Source organism: Arcobacter denitrificans (SeqCode), assembly GCF_048571185.1.
GTDB lineage: Bacteria > Campylobacterota > Campylobacteria > Campylobacterales > Arcobacteraceae > Arcobacter > Arcobacter denitrificans.
Genome location: NZ_CP182350.1, coordinates 1,859,235 through 1,874,851, shown reverse-complemented (window position 1 = coordinate 1,874,851; position 15,617 = coordinate 1,859,235). Strand labels below are relative to the sequence as shown.

Here is a 15,617-nt window from a genome sequence, read left to right as displayed (position 1 = left end):
TTTATTTTTTATCTAACTTTTTTTTAGGTTTTTCAAACGACATTATTGCTATTTTTGAGATTACTTCATCTAAAGCTTTTGTTGATGCAATTTTAATTGCTTCAAATCTTTTTGCATCTGAAATTGTTCCACCACTATCTATTGAGAAATCATATGTTCCAGATACACTAAAACTTCTTGATGTCTCGTCATTTTGGTAGTTTACGCTTATACTTGAGCTTGCCTTATATAGTTTTACATAACCATCACTATCATATTGTAAAGCACTAAATCCAGTAGAGTTTAAAGTCACTATTACAATTGTATCAGCTAACTCTTTTTTATTGACTAATTTTGTATCTAATTTATGAACTAAAAGTTCATTCATAGCATCTTTTATCAATACTGAGTTTTTAGGGTCTTCAATATTAACCTTCAAATCAACAAATACTTTCCCATTAATCTCTTTTTTTGCATAAGTTGAACCTGGTTTATAACCACATGAGGTAAAAACAAGCCCGATTAAAAATGCTAATACAATTGCTTTTAATTTCATAATTATCCCTTAATTACTAAGTTTACCAATTTATTTGGAACAACTATCTCTTTTATTATCTCTTTACCTTCTATCCATTTAGCTGAAGTCTCTTTTGCAATAACTAAAATTTCTTCTTTAGAAGCATTTGGAGCAACTTCAATCTCAGCTCTTTTTTTACCATTTATAGTAATAGCTAGTGTAATAGAATCAGATACAAAAACTTCTTCTTTTACTTTTGTTTTGTTGTTAAAGTTTTTTAACTCAAATAGTTCATTTGATAACTCCCAGCAAAGATGCGGAATGATTGGTTCTAAGATATTTGTTAAAATATAATACCCTTCAGCCCAAACAGTTTTGTTATCTTGTGCATTTAAAGCATTCATAGCTTCCATTGAAGCAGCAATTAGTGTATTGAAAGCATAAGTCTTATCAAATACTTCATTTGACTTTTGTAGTGCTTCATATACTTTTTTTCTAGCTTCTTTTTCTTCTTTTGATAAACTATTATGTTCAATAGCATTTATCTCATCAATTGATACACCATGTGCCATTTCAACTTTTGAAGCAAATCTTTTAATAAATCTAAATGCTCCATCAACTGCACTATCATTCCACTCTAACTCTTTTGTAGGAGGAGCTGCAAACATCATAAACAATCTTGCAGTATCAGCACCATATTTCTCAACAATCATATCAGGATCTACTACATTTCCTTTTGATTTTGACATTTTAGCACCATCTTTTAAAACCATACCTTGAGTAAGAAGTCTTTTAAATGGCTCTTTTGAGTTTGTGTATCCTAGTTGATTTAAAGCTTTTGTAAAAAATCTTGCATATAAAAGATGTAATATAGCATGTTCAATTCCACCAATATATTGGTCAACATCCATCCAATAATCACTATCATCTTTTGAAATACCTACATTATTCCACTTTTTATTATTTGTTGCATATCTTAAAAAGTACCAAGATGATTGAACAAAAGTATCAAGAGTATCTGTCTCTCTAAGTGCTTTTTTACCACATTTTGGACATTTGCAATGTTTCCAAGTTGGGTGAGTATCTAAAGGATTTCCTTCACCTGTAATCTCTACATCATCTGGCAAGGCAACTGGAAGATTTTCAAGTTTTTCAGGAACTAAACCACATGTTTCACAATGAATAAAGGGAATAGGTGCACCCCAATATCTCTGTCTTGAAACACCCCAATCTCTTAATTTATAATTAACTTTTTTTATTCCAAAAGAGTTTTGTTCAAAGTGATAAATAATTGCTTTTTTAGCTTTTGTATTATCTAAGTTTGTAAAACCTTCTGAATTAATCAAAGTACCAGCTTCAGTATAAGCTTCTTTCATATTAGAAATTTCACCATCTTTTCCAACAACTACTTGTTTGATTGGTAACTCATACTCCCGAGCAAATTCAAAATCTCTTTGATCATGGGCAGGCACCGCCATAACAGCTCCACTTCCATAAGATACCAATACAAAGTTTGCAACCCATACAGGGATAGACTTTCCTGTTAGTGGATGAAGAACTTCAATTTCTAAAGAGAGACCTTCTTTAGGCATAGTTGCTCTATCTCTTTCGCTAACCTTTTGCATTTCTTTGATTTTAAATATTTTATTTTCATCAAGTAATTCATTATCAAGCATATATTTTACAATAGGGTGTTCTGGTGAAAGTGCAGTATAAGAAACCCCATAAATAGTATCAGGTCTTGTTGTAAATACATCAAATGAAGCAAAATTTTTATTTAATTTATATCTTGCTTCTTTTGTAAGTTCAAAGGTAAACTCTAAACCTTCGCTTCTTCCTATCCAGTTCTCTTGCATAGTTAAAACTTGTGATGGCCATGAATCCTCTAAAGTTTTTAAATCATCCAGTAACTCTTGGGCAAACTTTGTAATTGCTACATAATATCCAGGCATCTCTTTTTGCTCTACAGGAGTGTCACATCTCCAACAACATCCCTCTTCTACTTGCTCATTTGCTAAAACAGTATGGCAAGGTTCACACCAATTTACCGTTGTGGATTTTTTATATAAAAGACCCTCTTCATACATCTTGATAATAAACTCTTGTTCCCATTTTGTATAAAGTTCATCACTTGTAGCAAACTCTCTTTTTGCAGAAAAGCTTAAACCTAAACCATTAAGCTCTTTTCTCATGTAGTCTATGTTTTCATAAGTCCATTTTTTTGGATGAAGTTTGTGCTTAATAGCTGCATTTTCAGCAGGCATACCAAAACTATCCCAACCAATTGGATGCAATACATTAAAATTAGATTTTCTAAAAAATCTAGCAAAAGCATCACCTAAACAGTAGTTTCTAACATGTCCCATATGTATCCTACCACTTGGGTATGGAAACATACTTAAAATATATTTTTTATCTTTTTTTGTATCATCACTTGGTTCAAAACTACCATTTTCAATCCAATAGTTTTGCCATTTCTTCTCTATCTCTTGTGGATTGTACTCCATTAAAACTCATCCTTTTCCTGACTTTTTGCACTCTCAATTAGTGCTAAGGCTATAGAAAATATATTTGCAACAATTGCTCCAATAGCAAGAGCTATAGCCAATCTTTCATCACCCATAAAAGTAAGAACCATAAATGCAGGTATCAAGTGTAAGTCAGCAACTAAAGAACTTGCAAGTAATTCTGCAGCCAATAAGTTTTTAACACCTATTTTTAAAATTGTTGATATAACATTAACCCCAGCTGCTAAAAATAGTGCCAAAGAGTTTGGTTCATATAAAAACCCTGCCGTTGTAGTTAAAGACATTAGTGAAAAGAATATATAGGTTACTTTACCCCAATCCATGTTCATCCTTTTAAAGTATTTCTAAAAGCAATTATAATAGCTAAAGTATGATAAAAAAGCTCTTTTATAGTTCTAAAATTTAGAACTATAATTGATTAGTTTTTGAAGCACGAAGTGATTTAACCACTTGAAAGATTAGATAAAAGATTATGAGTTTGAAAAAAAGTTGAATAATCAGATTTATTCCCGTATCGCTTTGAATTAGTCTAAATATATTGATGTTATTTATAAGAAAATCAAGAAAATAATCATGGGTAGTAATCATATAAATACCAATAAACCCAAATAAAATAAGATATAAAATAGAACTCTTGTCCCAAAAAATAAGATTATAAACACACAACCAAACATATATAGTAACAATAAGTCCAATAATTATTTCTGAATAAATCCCATCAGGAATATGTAACATAGTAGATGATGTTTGATGTACAAAAGAGTACTCAATTAAAGAAGCAAGTATCTCAAACAAAACTATCCAAAATAGTGCTAAACTCCAACTTGCAGAGTTATTTGAAGTAATTTTATCAAAGTTATTTTTTAAAGCGATATAGTTTTTCATATTTAATCCATTGTAAAAATTATATTCTATACTTTTATCTTTAAATTATATATTAAAAGCATGTCATTTTTATAACATTTTATTATACCTAGTTAAAAACTATTTACGCCTTGTATTTTGCCTTATTGAAATAATTAGTTGGTAGATTAGAATCCAGTTATTAAAAAATCAACAGCTTCAATTATCTCATTTCTTCTCTTTTCTAAAGAGCAAACCTTTTCACCTATTTTATCACTTGAAATACTTGCAAGTTCAGCAGTTGACATAATAAGTTTTTGATTTTCTATTTCAAATATAGGGTTTAAAATTTTTGCACTTTTTGAATTTAAAACTAAAGGAACAACAACACGAGAAGATAAGTTTTTTAAAATATCATTTTGAATATCTAGCAAATAAGGAATATCATCTTTTGAACTGTTATTTATATTTTTATATACATCAAACTGTGCCATTAGAAACTTCTTAAGCCATCACTAAAAAGACCATTTTTAGATACTCTTTCATTATAGTCATTAATTGCTTCTTTATTTTCTTCTTCCCATTTTTGGGTTTCTTTTTCTTTTACTAAGACTTCTAAAGTTTTTTCTATACTAGAAGAAATATTTATCTTATGAACTTTTGCTTTTTCCAATAAATCTGAGTTGATAGAAACATTTGTAGCTTTTTTCTTTGCTGTTTTGTCATAAATAGCAGTCATGTGCACTCCCTATGTATATGTTTTATATACATAATTCTATCATAAAAAATTTAAAAATAAAAAGTATTGGGTTTTTAGGGGAAACGTGGTTTATAAATATTAGATTATCTTAAAAATTAATTATAAAAGATGATGTTTATTCTTATAAGAGTTATATTTATATTAGATTTTAGATTTAGTGGAGGCGGAAGTTTATCTTCAAGCGGAGTGTACAATTAGTACATGAGCATTGAAAATAAATTTCCAACGCTCAATAAATTTAAAAGATGATGTAAAGATAACTCTTATACGGTTCCCTGCTCAAACATAGCCCTCATCTTTTCCTTCTCTTTTTGCTTCTTCATCTTCTCTGCTTCTTTAGCTCTAAAGTTCTCAATAGAGAACTTTAATTGAACTAAAAACGAAGCTGCTACGAAGATAGATGAATATGTACCAACAATAATACCAACTAATAAAGTAAAGGCAAAACCATTGATAATCTCTCCACCAAAGAAGTATAAAGTTGCAACCACAAAGAATGTAGTCAATGAAGTAAGTGTAGTTCTTGATAGTGTTCTTGAAACAGATTCATCAACAATCTTTTCTAAATCACTCTCTTTAGATGTTTGAACACCCTCTCTAATTCTATCAAATACAATAATTGTATCGTTAAGTGAGTATCCTAAGAGTGTAAGAATAGCTGCTAAGATATCTAAGTTTACTTCTACATTAAACAAACTAATTGCACCTAAAGCAATAGTAACATCATGGATTAAGGCAAAGATTGAAGCAAGTGCAAATCTCCACTCAAATCTAAATGAAACATAAATCATAATCACTATTAGAGATAAACAAAATGCCATAAGACCTTTTTCTCTTAGCTCTCCACCAACTTTTGGTCCTACTATATCAACTCTTCTAATCTCATAATTTCCAGTATCAACTAATACTTTTCTTATCTCATCACCTAAGTCATTTGATACGTTACTTGTTGATGTTGATACTCTAATAATTATCTCTTCATCACTACCAAATTTTGTAATAGATGAATTTTTATACTCTTTTGTATTGTTTAAAATATCTCTTATTTTATCAATAGGAGCAGGAGCATCATATTTTACTTGAACTAAAGTTCCACCAGCAAAATCGATACCAAAGTTAACACCTTTTGATAAAAGTAATACTATAGAAGCTACAACTAAAATAGCAGAAAAACCTAAAAATGGTAATCGCTTACCCATAAAATTGTATATTTTATCACCTTTAAAAAATTCCATTATTTTATCCCAAACCATTTTCTTAAATTTTTCTCTCTATTCATCTTTGGCAATAAAGACTCATAGATACCGTGTGTTCCTAAAATAGCTGTTAACATAGATGCTAAAATACCAATAGAGATTGTAATAGCAAAACCTTTAATAGGTCCAGTTCCATATGCATATAATATAACTGCAACAAGAAGCGTTGTGATATTTGCATCTAAGATTGCTCTCATTGCATTTGAGTATCCATCTTCTATAGCTTTTGTAATTGAAGCACCATTCTTTAGTAACTCTTTTATTCTTTCACTTATAATTACGTTTGCATCAACTGCCATACCCACAGTAAGTACAATCCCCGCCATACCAGGCAGAGTTAAGGTTGCCCCAAACATAGCCATTACTGCTATTATTATAAAGATATTTGTTATAAGTGCAATATTAGCAACGATTCCAGCCATACCATAATATAAAACCATAAATACTACAACAATAGCAAACCCAGCAATAAGTGCTATCATAGATGCTTTTATTGAATCAGCACCTAAAGATGGTCCAACACTTCTTTTTTCTAATAACTCAACAGAAGCTGGCAGTGCACCAGATCTTAAGGCAATAGCAACATTTCCAGCTTCAACTAAAGTAAAGCCACCTGAAATCTGTCCACTTCCACCACCAATTCTCTCTCTAATATTTGGTGCAGAATAAACTTTTCCATCTAAAACAATAGCAAGTCTTTTTCCTATACTTTTAGAAGTAAACTCTCCAAATACCTTTGCTCCAATAGAGTTTAAAGTAAAGTTAATAATTGCTTGGTTTGATTGGTCAAAAGCAACTTGTGCATCTGTTACTTGGCTTCCATTTAAAATAGGTATCTCTCTTACAAGATATTTTTTTGAAGGCTCTTTTGCATCTTCTAAAATAATATCTCCATATTGAGAAGCTTGAGAAGCGCTCATTGTATAAACTTGGTCAGATCTCTCTTCATCTACAGCCATAAGCTCTAAGTTTGCAGGTTTTGAGATAAGTTCCCTTGCAGCTTTTTCTTCTGCTTGGTTTTTTATACCTGGAAGTTCAACAACAATATCAGTCTCACCTTGTCTTATAACAGTAGGCTCAGACAAACCAAATTGGTCAAGTCTATTTCTTATTGTTTCAACAGCTTGAGAAACAGATTGATCTTTTGTTAAAGCTATCTCTTCTTGTGTTAAAGTTAATGAATAGTTATTATCTTCTGATTTTGAAATAACTAGACCTTTTATGTTGCCTAGCATCTCATCTACTCTTTTAACCTCATCTGGGTCAAGTACTAAAAAATGTACACTATCAGAGTTTATAGTTAAATCTTCTATTAATATCTCTTCATCTTCTGAGTAATATTTAACTGTTGCTGCTATTGATTTGATTTTAGATACAACTGCCTCTTGGGTTTTAACACCTAAAAGCATATGAAGTCCACCTTGCAAATCAAGTCCTAATGAGATTTTTTTTCCTGTATCGGTTTGTAAAAATGAAGGTACTGAGAATACCACACCGAAAATAATGCTTAAAATAAATATGATAAGTCTATAATTTAAGATTTTCAATCTTTATCCTTAAATAGTAAGTTTGTTTATAGGAGTACGTGGTAAAACATGTAAAAAATTTTTACATGTTTTAATTTTTATTCAGCAAGTCTGGCTACAAACTCTTTTGCTAATTTCATTTCAGAACCATCTACATTTTTTACAGTAAAAAAAGTCTCTTCTACTTTAGTAATTTCAACGATTAAGCCACCATTTGTTACAATCTTATCACTTTTTTTAAGATCAGCCAACATCTGCTTATGCTCTTTAGCTTGCTTTTGTTGTGGTCTGATAATTAAAAAGTAGAATATTGCAAATAATGCAACTAGAGGTAATAATGAACTTATTAAGTCACCGCTTTCACCCATGGTACTTCCTTTATAATGATTTAATATGTTTTTCCTAAAACGCGAGTATTTTAACAAAACCTATATAATAAAAGGCTTGATTACAGCTTTATTGTTTTCAACTCCTATTTATTTAACTTATTTTGGGCTTGAAATAAAAGTAATAAATACTATTTTTCTACTCTCATCTTTTTATTTTATACTCACTATAAATAGACCTTCTCTATTTTTTGCAGGCTTTTTTGTAGGAATTTATTGGTTTTACTGGGTAAGTTTTTCTTTTCGATATTATGATTTAACTTTTTTAATTCCTCTTGTGATTTTTGCCTTTGCTCTTGCCTATGGACTACTTTTTTTATTGACTTCACTAAAAGATAACATATATATAAGAGCTATATTCTTTTTTGCTCTAAGTTTTATTGACCCCTTAGGATTCAATTGGTTTAAACCTGAGATTTTACTTTTAGATAGTTTTTTTGAAACAAATAAGATAATTCTTGCTTTGCTTTTGTTTGCTACTATTTTTTTAGTCAAAAAAAGAGTTTTTCTTTATTCTATTATTATAATAGCTATCTCTTTTGTAACTATAAATCCAAGTTCTACACCACTTAGTGATTTAAAAGTATCTCTTCCAAAATACTTTATAAAACAAGACTACAAATGGGATAAAAAGAACCTTGCTAGTGTTATAGATATAAATTTCGCTCAAATAAATAGCGCAATAAAAAACAAAGATGATGTTGTGGTACTTCCAGAGACTGCTTTTCCTTTATTGTTAAATACCCAAGATTTTGTTTTACAAAGTCTTCTTGAAAAATCTCACCTTATTACAATAGTAACAGGGGCACTTTATTATGAAAATGGGGAATACAAAAACTCAACATACATTATCAAAAATGGAAATGTAAAACTTGCCCATAAAGTTGTACTTGTTCCTTTTGGTGAATCTATTCCTCTTCCAAGTATAATAACTAACTTTATAAATGATATCTTTTATAATGGAGCAAAAGATTATACAAAGGCAAAAAAACCAACAGACTATAAGATAAAAGATACTTTTTTTAGAAATGCTATTTGTTATGAAGCTACAAGCGAAGAGTTATACAAAAACCTAGGAGATACAAAAAATATAATCGCCATATCAAATAATGCCTGGTTTACCCCTTCCATTGAACCTACCTTGCAAAAACTTCTACTAAGACTTTATTCAAATAAGTATGGGGTAAATATTTATCATGAAGTAAATGGAAGTGAAAATTATATAATTAAAAATAATCAATAATAATTTTTAATAAAGCTTTTTAGTAGTAACATTCCAAAAAGTTTTAGGAAAAATATGCACCTTTTAGCAAATGATTTTAAATATGCCCTACTAGCTGTATTTCTTTGGTCAACAGTAGCAACTGCTTTTAAGGTATCGCTGCAAGCCTTAACTCCATATGAACTACTTTTTTATTCTAGTTTAGTCTCTAGCATACTTTTTTTATCTATTATTATAAAAAAAAATCAACTTACACATTTATTTAACTTTATAAAAAACAATAAAATAAATGTTCTTTTATCATCATTGCTAAATCCTTTTTTATATTATCTGATGCTTTTTAAAGCCTACGACTTACTACCAGCCCAAGAAGCACAAGCCATAAACTATACTTGGGCTTTAGTTTTGGCATACTTTTCAGCAATTTTCTTAAAGCACTCTTTAACCCTAAAAGATATAATTGCAGGAATACTATGTTACCTTGGTGTTCTTATCATATCAACCAAGGGAAATATACTTGGCTTAGAGTTTTCAAATGTAGAAGGTCTTTTATATGCCATAATTTCAACTGTGTTATGGGCAACTTATTGGATAATAAATACAAAAAATAAATTTGACCCTATAATTAGTCTATGTGCATACTTTTTAGTCTCACTTCCTTTTATAACTATATATATACTTATTTTTCACTCTTTTTCACTTCCAAGTATCCAAGGACTCTTAGGAGCTACTTATGTTGGTCTATTTGAAATGGGTATTACCTTTTTATTATGGTTAAAGGCCTTACAACTCACCCCTAAGGTAAGCAGGATTTCAAATTTGATATTTATTTCACCTTTTATATCCTTAATCTTTATCCACTTTATTGTAGGAGAAGAAATTTATATCTCAACTTTAATAGGTCTTATTATTATAATTTTGGGATTAACTTTACAACAGCTTAAAAAACGCCACTAATTTAACAAAAATAATTACCATAGCATTAACGTAGCAACAACATAGCATTTACATAGCATTTTAGAAAAAACCCTAAATTGTATAAATTTTATACAGCTTTTGCTCTTAATCTAAGTTTTACTTAAGTTTCACTATGAAATAATCACTAATCAAAAAAAGGTAGTACTAAAAGTAGTACTAAAAAATAATTAGGAATTTTAAACTATGGCAAAGTTGAAAAACAATAGAGCAGTTATTCAAAATGTAATTCATAAACATCTCAAAAAGAATAAAAAAGAAGTTTCACAACTAACAATTAAAATTAATAGTGAATTAGACAATGCACTTATTATATTAAGTCAAAACCTTGGTATCTCTAAAAACAAACTTATTGAAGAAGTTTTATTTGAAAGTGGAATTATTCAAGAAGTTGATGAGAACTATAGGGAAGAAGACTAATGAATATTTTTCCAAAACAAGAAGAAGTAATTGATGCAGTAGTTGCAGGATTAAATAAAGCAAAAAGAAACTATAGCTTTTGGACATCTGATGAACTATATCTTTCAAATGCAAGTGAAAACTTTTTGACGATTCATGTTGCACAAGAAATTGCAAAAATAGAAGATACTCCTGAAATATTTATAGATGCAACAGTTTCAGATATCTTAAGATGTTCTTTACCCAATAGATCTTCATTTAAACTATTTATGAAAAACAAATCAATTACAGATAGATATTTATCAATAACACTCGATACTAGATTTAAACATATGACTGATAATGATTCCATATCAAAAGTAGTTATGTCAATAAGAAATGGTGTTAGAAATGCGCAAGAAGAGTACAGAAATGATATACATCTTATGTGTAAAATGTTAGAGAGAACAAATAAAGAGGACTCAACTTTAGATTATGGCTTATTTTCTTTTTATTTAGATATCTCTAATAGTGCTAGAAAAGATGCAAAAAAAAGATTAGAAGAGATAATCAAGTCTTTTGATGAGATTGTTAATTCATATGAAAATTTAAAATCAAGTTTCAAAGGAGGCGATATAAAGAAAATAGAAAAAATTGGTGAATGGTGTATTGGTTGTTACATCATAGAACATACTTTATAAATCAAAATAAAAAAGGAAAAATATGAATATTAAAAATATAACAAAAGCAATTGCAGTAAGTGCAATCGTAACTAGCTCATTATTAGCTAGTGATGTAGTAAAGATTGGTGTACAAGCTCCAATTACAGGTCAGTATGCTAATGAGGGACAAAGTATAGATAACTTTGTAAGACTAATTGTAGATGAAAAAAATGCTGAAGGTGGTCTTTTAGGTAAACAAATCGAAGTTGTGACTTGTGATGATGAAGCAAAAGCTCAAAAAGCTGCTGTTTGTGCTAAAAAACTTACAAATGCTGGTGTTATTGCAGTAATTGGTTCATACACTTCTGGTGCTACACAAGCAGCACAAACAACATATTACAGAAAAGGTGTTTTACAAACTTCTGATGGAACATCTGATGATTTAATTAAGAAAAAATACTGGACTTTCTTTAGAAATTCTTTTCCAAACTCGTCTCAAAGTGATTTTACAGCAGACTATATGGTTAATGCTAAAAAATATAAAAATATCGTAGTTATTTCTGATTACTCTTCATATTCAGCAGGTTTAGGTGATGCTACTGAAGCTTCAGTTAAAGCTCTTGGTGGAAATGTAGTATTTAGAGGAAAAATCAAAGCTGGTACTCAAAACTTTACAGCAATGTTAACTAAAGTTAAAGCAATGAATCCAGATGTAATTTACTTCTCAGGTTATTATACTGATGGTGGACTTTTAAGAGCTCAACAAAAACAATTACAAATCAATGCTGACTTTGTGGGTGGAGATTCAAATGATAACCCTGATTTCTATAAATTAGCAGGTGCAGCAGCTGAAGGTACAGTTTTAATTAACTTCCCTACTCCAGAAATTTTACCATATCCAGAAGCTAAAAAATATTTAGCAGCTTACAAAGCAAGATTTAAAATGGATCCTCCATCAATCTGGCCTGTAACTAATGCAGATGGATTAAGAGCAGTTATTGAAGGTGTTGAAAAAACAAAATCTTTTGATACTAAAAAAATTGCAGAATACGTTAGAACTATGAAAGACTTTCCAGGGATTACTGGACCGTTTAACATTAGAGAAGATGGTGAAAGAGTTGGTGCTAAATTCGTTGTTTACAAAATGGCTAATGATGGTACAAAAAGCGTAGTAACTGAATAATAAGGCTAAATGATATGGATACTTTACTTCAACAGTTAATAAATGGTTTAACAGTAGGAAGTCTGTATGCATTAGTAGCATTAGGTTATACAATGGTTTACGGTGTGATGAAGTTAATCAACTTCGCACACGGTGACCTTGTTGCCTTTTCTGCTTATGTAGGATTGACTATTTTTACACAGTTTTATGGTTCAAATGCATTGTCATTAGTAAATATTGTTATTGTATTTACATTAACAGCATTAGTTGTGGCTTTTGTGGGTGTTCTTCTTGAGCGTCTTGCATATAGACCTTTAAGAACGGCACCAAGATTAAGTGCAGTTGTTTCAGCACTTGGTGCATCACTTGTAATACAAAATGGAATAATGCTTATTTGGGGTCCAAATATGGAAATTTTTCCAGCAGATGTATTTCCAAGTACGTCATGGAACCTTGGTGGAGTTATCATATCATTTACACAATTAGTTATTTTATCTCTATCAGCAGTACTAATGGTCTCATTATATATTTTCATTAATAAAACAAAAATGGGAACAGCAATTAGAGCAACTGCAATTGATCAAGATGCAGCAAAACTTATGGGTATCAATGTAAATAGAGTTATTATGACTATTTTTATTATTGGTTCTATGCTTGGAGCTATTGGTGGATTGTTTATTGGTATTTACTATAGAGGTTTAACATTTGATATGGGATGGCTTTATGGTTTGAGTGCATTTATTGCAGCAATTATTGGTGGTATTGGTAGTATTCCAGGAGCTATGCTTGGTGGATTATTATTAGGATTATTTAATGCCTTAATTTCAGGATATGTTTCTACAACATGGGCAGAAGCATTTACATTTATTTTATTGATTATTATTTTAATAGTAAAACCAACTGGAATTCTTGGTGAAAAAACGGCGGAGAAAGTATAATGAATAAAACTACACTTATTGCTACACTATTTATAGTAGTTATGGCTGTTTTTCCTTTCTTAGTTGACTCAGCTTGGCTTAGTATTGGTATTACGTTTTTAGTATTTGCAGTTGTTGCATTTTCTCAAGATATTATTCTTGGACGTGCAGGGGTATTTAATATGGGTCATGCAATATTCTTTGGAATGGGTGCATACACAACAGCAATACTAAATGTAAACTTTGGTTTTTCAATTATTGAAACAATTCCATTTGCAATTTTAATACCTGTTGTTTTTTCAATATTACTTGCTGGTCCTATTATTCATCTAAGAGGTGATTATTTATTAGTTGCAACTATTGGATTCAATATTATATTTGAACAAGTTTTATCAAATGATGTATTTGGTTTAACTGGTGGACCAAATGGGATTTTTGGAATTGATTTTGTAAATGTGTTTGGTTTTGAATTTACAAGTGATACTTCAGTTTATTATATAGCATATGGTTTATTGATTATAACTCTATTTATAATAAGAAACTTAGATACTTCTAAGTACGGAAGAGCTTTATACTATATAAATAAAAATGAAATTGCAGCAAAATCTATGGGTATTAATATCTCATATTACAAACTTTTTGCTTTTGCATTAGGTGCAGCTATAGCAGGTGCAGCAGGTTCTGTATTTGCTATACAGTATTCTGCTGTAAGTCCTGAGTCATTTAACTTTATGCAATCAGTTATGTTCTTTGCAATTGTTTTAGTTGGTGGATCTGCTTCACTTCCTGGGATTATTATTGGAACATTTGTAATGTTTGTTCTTCCAGAATTATTTACAGAATTTAAAGAATCAAGATACTTAATCTTTGGTCTAGCTATGATTCTTACAATGATTTTAAGACCAAATGGTGTATGGCCAGCAGTATTTGGAAATATCCCAAAATTTCTTAAAAAGAAAGCAAGGGAGGCAAAATAATGAAATATGTATTAGAAATAGAAAATGTTTCTAAATTTTTCCATGGTTTAGTTGCAATTGATGATTTAACAATAAACGTAAAACCAGGTCAAATATATGGAATCATTGGTCCAAATGGAGCTGGTAAAACTACACTTTTTAACTGTGTTACTGGTATTTATACTCCTGAAAAAGGAACAATTAAATATAAAGGCGAGGATATTACAGGTATGGCTCCACATAAAATTGCCCAAAGAGGAGTTTTAAGAACATTTCAAAATATTCGTCTTTTTAAAGAGATGAGTGTTGCTGAAAATATTATTGCAGGTTGTCACACAAAATCTAAGCAAAAATGGTACCACTCTATTATTCATACACCTTTTTACAAAAAAGATGAGCTAAAACAGTGGAAAAAAGTTGAAGAACTAATGGACTTCTTTGGATTAACAAAATATGCCAAAACACCTGCAGGTGATTTATCTTATGGTAATCAAAGAAAAATAGAGATGGCAAGAGCACTTGCTGCTGACCCAGAACTTCTTATTTTAGATGAGCCAGCAGCGGGACTTAATGAAAATGAAACAATTGAACTTACAAATATCATCTTAAAGATAAAAGAGATGGGACTTGGAATAATGATGATTGAACATGATATGGATATGGTTATGAAATTAACTGACTATATTACAGTTATAAACTTTGGAAAAGAGATTTCTCAAGGGCTTCCTTCATTTGTTCAAGATGACCCAAAAGTAATTGAAGCATATATTGGAATAGATGACGATGAAGAGGAGGATGCATAATGGTAAATCATGAAATATTATTAGAGATTAGAGATCTACATGTATCTTATGGAGCAATATCTGCTATTAAAGGTATCTCTTTAAAAGTATTACGAGGAGAAGTTGTAACAATACTTGGCGCAAATGGTGCTGGGAAAACTACAACTTTACAAACTATATCTGGACTTTTAAAAGCAAAATCAGGAAGTATTATTTTTGATAAAAATGATATTACAAAATCTGAAGCTCATGATGTAGTTAGTCTTGGAATGTCTCACTCTCCTGAGGGAAGAAGAGTTTTTGGAACATTAACTGTTGAAGAAAACCTTATGATGGGTGCATATACACTAAAAGACCATGATAAAGAGACCTTAGAGTGGATTTATGACATTTTACCAAGATTAAAAGAGAGAAAAAAACAACTCGCAGGAACGCTAAGTGGCGGTGAGCAACAAATGCTTGCTATTGGTAGAGCTATTATGAGTAAACCTAAACTTTTAATCTTGGATGAGCCCTCACTTGGATTAGCTCCTATTTTAATAAAAGCAATTTTTAAAGCTGTAAAAGAGATTGCATTAAGTGGTGTTACAGTTTTATTAGTTGAACAAAATGCAAAAGCTGCACTAAAATTAGCAGATAGAGCATATGTATTAGAAGTTGGGAAAATCACACATGAAGGAACAGCAGAAGAGTTGTTAAATTCAAAAACTATACAAGAAGCTTACTTGGGTAAAAAACATTAATATGAGACATAAACGTAGATTACAA

Annotated in this window: 18 protein-coding genes; 9 read left to right on the top strand and 9 right to left on the bottom strand. The window is 30.1% G+C overall.

Annotated elements, in window-relative coordinates:
* Window position 1 precedes the first annotated feature (1 nt).
* From lptE to yajC, 9 genes are all read right to left on the bottom strand, one after another.
* Complete coding sequence (gene lptE, locus ACNI28_RS09450) at window positions 2–535, bottom strand: LPS assembly lipoprotein LptE (protein WP_419764008.1); 534 nt, start codon at window positions 533–535, stop codon at window positions 2–4.
* Between the two features lie 2 nt (window positions 536–537).
* Window positions 538–3,003: a leucine--tRNA ligase gene (leuS, locus tag ACNI28_RS09445; RefSeq protein WP_419764007.1), complete on the bottom strand. Its 2,466-nt coding sequence runs from the start codon at window positions 3,001–3,003 to the stop codon at window positions 538–540.
* Window positions 3,003–3,347 carry a DUF6394 family protein gene (locus ACNI28_RS09440; RefSeq protein ID WP_298749590.1) on the bottom strand — a complete coding sequence of 115 codons (345 nt, stop codon included), beginning with the start codon at window positions 3,345–3,347 and terminating at the stop codon, window positions 3,003–3,005. Before ACNI28_RS09440 ends, leuS begins: the two co-directional genes overlap by 1 nt.
* A gap of 85 nt (window positions 3,348–3,432) precedes the next feature.
* Window positions 3,433–3,909, bottom strand: a complete 477-nt coding sequence (locus ACNI28_RS09435; RefSeq protein WP_419764006.1) for an LTA synthase family protein — start codon at window positions 3,907–3,909, stop codon at window positions 3,433–3,435.
* 146 nt (window positions 3,910–4,055) lie between these two features.
* A complete protein-coding gene (locus ACNI28_RS09430) occupies window positions 4,056–4,361 on the bottom strand; it encodes a CcdB family protein (RefSeq protein ID WP_419764005.1) in 306 nt (101 codons plus the stop codon).
* Complete coding sequence (locus ACNI28_RS09425) at window positions 4,361–4,606, bottom strand: type II toxin-antitoxin system CcdA family antitoxin (protein WP_419764004.1); 246 nt, start codon at window positions 4,604–4,606, stop codon at window positions 4,361–4,363. The genes ACNI28_RS09430 and ACNI28_RS09425 overlap by 1 nt, the downstream gene beginning before the upstream one ends.
* Window positions 4,607–4,890: 284 nt before the next feature.
* Window positions 4,891–5,862: a protein translocase subunit SecF gene (gene secF / locus ACNI28_RS09420; RefSeq protein ID WP_419764003.1), complete on the bottom strand. Its 972-nt coding sequence runs from the start codon at window positions 5,860–5,862 to the stop codon at window positions 4,891–4,893.
* Complete coding sequence (gene secD, locus ACNI28_RS09415; protein ID WP_419764002.1) at window positions 5,862–7,430, bottom strand: protein translocase subunit SecD; 1,569 nt, start codon at window positions 7,428–7,430, stop codon at window positions 5,862–5,864. Before secD ends, secF begins: the two co-directional genes overlap by 1 nt.
* Window positions 7,431–7,507: 77 nt before the next feature.
* The gene (gene yajC, locus ACNI28_RS09410; RefSeq protein WP_419764001.1) at window positions 7,508–7,777 is read right to left on the bottom strand and encodes a preprotein translocase subunit YajC; all 270 of its coding nucleotides are present in this window, start codon (window positions 7,775–7,777) and stop codon (window positions 7,508–7,510) included.
* Window positions 7,778–7,802: 25 nt separating this feature from the next.
* Here yajC and ACNI28_RS09405 point away from each other — a divergent pair, with 25 nt between their 5' ends.
* The 9 genes from ACNI28_RS09405 to ACNI28_RS09365 all read left to right on the top strand — a co-directional run bounded on the left by ACNI28_RS09405 (window position 7,803) and on the right by ACNI28_RS09365 (window position 15,592).
* Entirely contained in the window at window positions 7,803–9,038 is a 1,236-nt protein-coding gene (locus ACNI28_RS09405) for an apolipoprotein N-acyltransferase (RefSeq protein ID WP_419764000.1), read from the top strand.
* A 54-nt stretch (window positions 9,039–9,092) separates the two neighbouring features.
* A complete protein-coding gene (locus ACNI28_RS09400; protein WP_419763999.1) occupies window positions 9,093–9,974 on the top strand; it encodes a DMT family transporter in 882 nt (293 codons plus the stop codon).
* Window positions 9,975–10,178: 204 nt separating this feature from the next.
* Window positions 10,179–10,412, top strand: a complete 234-nt coding sequence (locus ACNI28_RS09395) for a hypothetical protein (RefSeq protein ID WP_419763998.1) — start codon at window positions 10,179–10,181, stop codon at window positions 10,410–10,412.
* Window positions 10,412–11,071 (top strand): hypothetical protein, encoded by a 660-nt coding sequence (locus ACNI28_RS09390; protein WP_419763997.1) that lies wholly within the window; start codon window positions 10,412–10,414, stop codon window positions 11,069–11,071. Before ACNI28_RS09395 ends, ACNI28_RS09390 begins: the two co-directional genes overlap by 1 nt.
* Before the next feature lie 22 nt (window positions 11,072–11,093).
* Window positions 11,094–12,215 carry a branched-chain amino acid ABC transporter substrate-binding protein gene (locus tag ACNI28_RS09385; RefSeq protein ID WP_419763996.1) on the top strand — a complete coding sequence of 374 codons (1,122 nt, stop codon included), beginning with the start codon at window positions 11,094–11,096 and terminating at the stop codon, window positions 12,213–12,215.
* Window positions 12,216–12,229: 14 nt separating this feature from the next.
* On the top strand, window positions 12,230–13,132 hold the full coding sequence (locus ACNI28_RS09380) for a branched-chain amino acid ABC transporter permease (protein ID WP_419763995.1): 903 nt from the start codon (window positions 12,230–12,232) through the stop codon (window positions 13,130–13,132).
* Window positions 13,132–14,088 carry a branched-chain amino acid ABC transporter permease gene (locus tag ACNI28_RS09375; RefSeq protein ID WP_419763994.1) on the top strand — a complete coding sequence of 319 codons (957 nt, stop codon included), beginning with the start codon at window positions 13,132–13,134 and terminating at the stop codon, window positions 14,086–14,088. Before ACNI28_RS09380 ends, ACNI28_RS09375 begins: the two co-directional genes overlap by 1 nt.
* The gene (locus ACNI28_RS09370; RefSeq protein ID WP_419763993.1) at window positions 14,088–14,870 is read left to right on the top strand and encodes an ABC transporter ATP-binding protein; all 783 of its coding nucleotides are present in this window, start codon (window positions 14,088–14,090) and stop codon (window positions 14,868–14,870) included. Before ACNI28_RS09375 ends, ACNI28_RS09370 begins: the two co-directional genes overlap by 1 nt.
* A complete protein-coding gene (locus ACNI28_RS09365; RefSeq protein WP_419763992.1) occupies window positions 14,870–15,592 on the top strand; it encodes an ABC transporter ATP-binding protein in 723 nt (240 codons plus the stop codon). Before ACNI28_RS09370 ends, ACNI28_RS09365 begins: the two co-directional genes overlap by 1 nt.
* The last annotated feature ends 25 nt before the right edge of the window (window positions 15,593–15,617 follow it).